At 64.6% G+C, this 4,103-nt stretch carries 5 protein-coding genes; 2 read left to right on the plus strand and 3 right to left on the minus strand.

The genetic code is table 11. From position 1 onward, the window contains the following. The 3 genes from I5M_RS13275 to I5M_RS13285 all read right to left on the minus strand — a co-directional run. Positions 1-496: DUF2478 domain-containing protein (locus I5M_RS13275; RefSeq protein ID WP_022721843.1), on the minus strand; the 496-nt coding region annotated here is incomplete at its 3' end. Between the two features lie 171 nt (positions 497-667). Then, complete coding sequence (locus I5M_RS13280; protein ID WP_022721844.1) at positions 668-1,123, minus strand: cupin domain-containing protein; 456 nt, start codon at positions 1,121-1,123, stop codon at positions 668-670. A gap of 57 nt (positions 1,124-1,180) precedes the next feature. Then, positions 1,181-1,453, minus strand: coding sequence for a phosphopantetheine-binding protein (locus I5M_RS13285; RefSeq protein ID WP_022721845.1), 273 nt, complete (start codon positions 1,451-1,453; stop codon positions 1,181-1,183). A gap of 325 nt (positions 1,454-1,778) precedes the next feature. Between I5M_RS13285 and I5M_RS13290 the strand changes: the two genes are divergently transcribed. Both I5M_RS13290 and I5M_RS13295 read left to right on the plus strand, forming a co-directional pair. Continuing rightward, positions 1,779-2,999 carry an acyl-CoA dehydrogenase family protein gene (locus I5M_RS13290; protein ID WP_022721846.1) on the plus strand — a complete coding sequence of 407 codons (1,221 nt, stop codon included), beginning with the start codon at positions 1,779-1,781 and terminating at the stop codon, positions 2,997-2,999. Positions 3,000-3,036: 37 nt separating this feature from the next. Beyond that, positions 3,037-3,969, plus strand: a complete 933-nt coding sequence (locus I5M_RS13295) for an amino acid--[acyl-carrier-protein] ligase (RefSeq protein WP_022721847.1) — start codon at positions 3,037-3,039, stop codon at positions 3,967-3,969. Positions 3,970-4,103: the final 134 nt, after the last annotated feature.

Below are 4,103 nucleotides of genomic sequence, written 5' to 3' on the forward strand. Positions count from 1 at the left end.
GTGACTCCGGGGTGGCTTCTTCGGCGAGGTTCTGGGTGAAGCTGCGCCACTGCCGCAGCAGGCGCTCCGGCACGCCGACCATCACCGGGATGCCGTGATCGACGGCTTCGCTGATGACGTCGATCAGTCCGCCGCCGTCGGCCTCGAGCTGACCGAATTTGTTGATGATCAGCAGATCCGGCCCCTTGGCGAACGAGGCGCTGATCAGCGCCGCGGCTTCCTGCATCGCTGCCGGATCGATGCGGCAGCCGTGTTGCTGACGGCTGCAGTCGTCGGTGAGTTGCAGGATAAAGCCGGACGACAGTTCTTCGACTTCCATGTCGCAGCGCGGCGTCTGTCCGCGCGCTGGCTGGTAGCCGACGAGTCCCGAGACGTAAGCGCCGCCGTCACGCAGCCGATGGCCGAGTTCCGAAAGCATCCGGCAGGCCGCGCCGCTGTCCTTGTAGACGATCGCCAGGATCGCCGGTCTGCCTGATCTGCTCTGAAAACAATCCATCGCTGCCCGCTGCACCCCGATGCGACTTTAGAAGGGAATGCCAGAACGCGCGGGCCGCCGCTTTGCGGCAAATCAATCCAAACTACGCGGCGTCAAGAGAACAAAAAGGCGGATCGACATGCGATCCGCCTTTGCTGTCGTGCGGCCTTGTGCCGCAGAAATCGCTGATGATCAGTTTGCGCCGAGCAGCGACTGCACCGGCCGCGCCGAAGACGGCATCAGCATCGAGCGCAGCTTGGCGAAGGCGCGAACCGCCAGCCCGACCAGCTTCGGCTGGGTGCGGCGGCAGAACGCGATCTTGCGGACATGGCCCTCGACATGCCAGCGCGCTACGGCGCCGTCCTTGAAGAAGATCACGTCGCCGGGGCCGTAGCGCTTCGCCGGCATGCCATCGCTCTCGATCACCACCGAGCCTTCGAGGATGCAGATGGTCTCGTCGATGTCGTAGTGCCACTCGAATTTGCCTTCGGTGCACTGCCAGATGATCGTCGACGCCATGCCGTCCGCGCTGCGCGACAGCGTGCAGTTGGTCGCGGTCGGATTACCCTCGGTGATCCAGGACGGCTCGATCGGTGCCGGCCGCAACTCGACATCGGTCTTGGACGTGAGGATGAAAGGGTTGGACATCTGGGGGCCTCCTGTTTCTCGAATGTGCTGGTTGTTAGTTGTCGTCTTGAATGGGTCTTACGCCGCGTGCGCGTGCAGTCGCTGCGCGACCAGCCTGGTGATCGTCTCGACCGACTGGAAATTCTCCGGCGTGATGTCGGACTGCGGCAGCGTCAGATCGAACGCGGCTTCCACGCCCAGCATCAGATTGACCATCTCCATCGAGGTCAGGCCAGCGTCGGCCAGATGCGTGTCCGGCTTGACGCCGCCCGGCAGCGAATTGGCAGCGAGAATCTCTTCGACCAGCGTGGTGATCCGGCCCTGGATATCGGCATCGAGGCCCGTCTGCATGTCGTGTACTCCACAAGTAACAAAGCGATCCGGCGTGGTGACGCGATGGCTGCCGGAACCTGATGTTACAGAGATGTAATCGCAGAAAGTTTATAGAAACAATTGCGGATACCGGCACATCGCGCGCATCGCTAATTAACGCTAACGCGATCGTCGAAAAGTCGCGCTATTCGCGAAAGCGGGGATTAACCCTCCATTTCGAATCCAAATTGATTCACTTTGAATCTCCTCGACGCATTTGAATCAAATTCCTAGCCTGCGCCGCAGTCGTCGGGATGTCCGACACATTCATTTATCGAAGACCGTTGCGGGAGGAGTTCAGGCCATGGCGATGATCAGCGAGCAACCCGTCCGTGATATGCGGCCCGCCGATGTGTTCGCACCCGCCGTCGTGCCGCTGACAGAACGTGGCGCCAAAGTCGCGGAGATCGCTGCCGCCGATGCGGAGGCGGTGGATCGCGAAGGCCGGTTCCCCAAAGCCGCGCTCGACGCCGCCAAGCTACATCGCCTGCTCGGCGCGCAGATTCCGGTCGAATTCGGCGGCGAGGGGGCGTCGATCGAGGACGTCGCCGAGATGTGCTACACGCTCGGCCGCGCCTGCTCCTCGACGGCGATGATCGTCGCCATGCACCAGACCAAGGTGGCTTGCCTGGTCCGCCACGGCCGCGGCAACGAGTGGCTCGAGACGCTGATGCGCCGCATCGCCCGCGAGCAGTTGCTGCTGGCATCCTCCACCACCGAAGGCAACAACGGCGGCAACATCCGCTCCAGCGCCGCGGCCGTCGACGTCACCGCCGATGGCGTGTCGCTGGTGCGCGACGCGACCGTGATTTCCTACGGCGCCGAAGCCGATGGCGTGATGACCATCGCGCGCCGCGCGTCCGATGCCGCGTCGTCCGATCAGGTGCTGGCGGTGTTCACCAAGGAAGACTACACGCTGAAGCCGACGCTGGGCTGGGAGACGCTCGGCATGCGCGGCACCCGTTCCACCGGCTTCGAACTGCGCGCCAAGGGCGTGGTCGATCAGGTGTTCGCCGAGCCGTACGAGCGCATTCACGCCCAGACGATGACGCCGGTGGCGCATCTGAGCTGGTCGTCGGCCTGGGCCGGCATCGCGGCCGCTTCGGTCGACCGCGCGCAGGCGTTCATCCGCAAGGCGGCGCGCGGCGCCGGCGGGCAGATGCCGCCGGGCGCCAAGCACTACAATTCGGCCAAGGCCTCGCTGATCAAGCTGCGCGCGCTGATCGCCGCGCATCTCGACGCTTATGCGGCACGGGAATACGACGAGCGCGCGCTGTCTTCGCTGGACTTCCAGTCGTCGATCAATCTGCTCAAGGTCGAGGCCTCGGAACTCGCGGTCGAGACCGTGATGAGCGCGATGCGGGCCTGCGGCCTGTCGGGGTATCGCAACGACGGCGACTTCACCGTCGGGCGGCATCTGCGCGACGTGCTGTCGGCGCCGCTGATGATCAACAACGATCGCATCCTGAGCAATATCGCCACCGCCAGCCTGATGAGCACGGTGCCGCTCGGCCTGCGCGACTGAGACAAAACATAACAACGACAAGAGGAGGCCGCTTCCGATGAATATCGCGATCCGCTCTGTTCCGTCTGCGACCCCGGTCGATCCGCTCGATCATCTCGCCGCGCACCTGTTTCATCCGATGGGCGCGGACGGCGTCTACGCCCGCACTGCGCTGTACGAGGGCGTCATCGAGAAGCTGGCGGCGCTGATCTCGCGGCATCGCGAGGACGGCACCGAAGTGATGCGGTTTCCGCCGGTGATGAGCCGGGCGCAGCTCGAGAAGTCCGGCTATCTGAAGAGCTTCCCCAATCTGCTCGGCTGCGTCTGCGGTCTGCACGGCACCGAACAGGAAATCAACGCCGCGGTGACCCGGTTCGATCGGGGCGGCGACTGGACCACGTCGCTGTCGCCGGCCGACCTCGTGCTGTCGCCGGCGGCCTGCTACCCGGTGTATCCGCTGGCCGCTAGCCGCGGCCCGCTGCCGGGAGGCGGCCTGCGCTTCGACGTCGCGGCAGATTGTTTCCGCCGCGAGCCGTCCAAGCATCTCGACCGTCTGCAGTCGTTCCGGATGCGTGAATATGTCTGCATCGGTGCGCCGGAAGACGTCGCCGCGTTCCGCGAGCGCTGGATGGTCAAGGCGCAGGCGATCGCGGCCGATCTCGGCCTGAAATTCCGCGTCGACACCGCGTCCGATCCGTTCTTCGGCCGCGTCGGCCAGATGAAGGCGGTGAGTCAGGTGCAGCAGGCGCTCAAGTTCGAGCTCTTGATCCCGCTGCGTTCGGAAGAATCCCCGACCGCCTGCATGAGCTTCAACTATCACCGCGAACATTTCGGCGTCACCTGGGGCATCCAGGACGCCGCCGGCCAGCCCGCCCACACCGGCTGCGTCGCCTTCGGCATGGACCGCCTGGCTGTGGCACTGTTCGCCACGCACGGGGTGGATACGGCCAAGTGGCCGGCGAGCGTGCGCGAGATGCTCGCCTTGGCGTGAACTAACTCACGTTCAAGGGATACTCTCTACCAGTCATTCCGGGGCGCTCACGCAGTGAGCGAACCTGGAATCCCGCTTCAACCAAGCCCTCTCTTCTGTCATTCCGGGATGCGCTGCGCAGCAGCGCAGGCCCG

This window comes from Rhodopseudomonas sp. B29 (genome assembly GCF_000333455.1).
Lineage (GTDB): Bacteria > Pseudomonadota > Alphaproteobacteria > Rhizobiales > Xanthobacteraceae > Rhodopseudomonas.